General features: G+C 45.5%; 1 protein-coding gene. It reads left to right on the top strand.

Translation table 11 applies throughout. The features are described from left to right. Window positions 1–11: 11 nt before the first annotated feature. Window positions 12–233, top strand: a 222-nt coding sequence (locus RG959_RS24975; protein WP_342799385.1) for a transposase, incomplete at its 3' end; no start/stop codon positions are given.

Below are 233 nucleotides of genomic sequence, written 5' to 3'. Positions count from 1 at the left end.
CCCTAAAGGGGGTGGCTGTTATTACAGCTACCAGCTTAGTGGCAGAAATCGGGGCGTTTGATCGATTTAAGACTGCAAAACAGTTTATGGCTTATACAGGTTTAGTACCTTCTGAAAGTTCAAGTGGAGAAGCACGTAAGTTGGGAGCTATCACTAAAACAGGAAACAGGCATGTGCGAAGGCTATTAATTGAAGCTTCTTGGAGTTATAGACACCGGCCCGCTGTCCAAAGG

This window comes from Domibacillus sp. 8LH, assembly GCF_038806185.1.
In the GTDB taxonomy this organism is placed as follows: domain Bacteria; phylum Bacillota; class Bacilli; order Bacillales; family Domibacillaceae; genus Domibacillus; species Domibacillus indicus_A.
The sequence above is the reverse complement of the archived record's forward strand: the minus strand, read 5'-3'. Positions and strand labels throughout refer to the sequence as shown.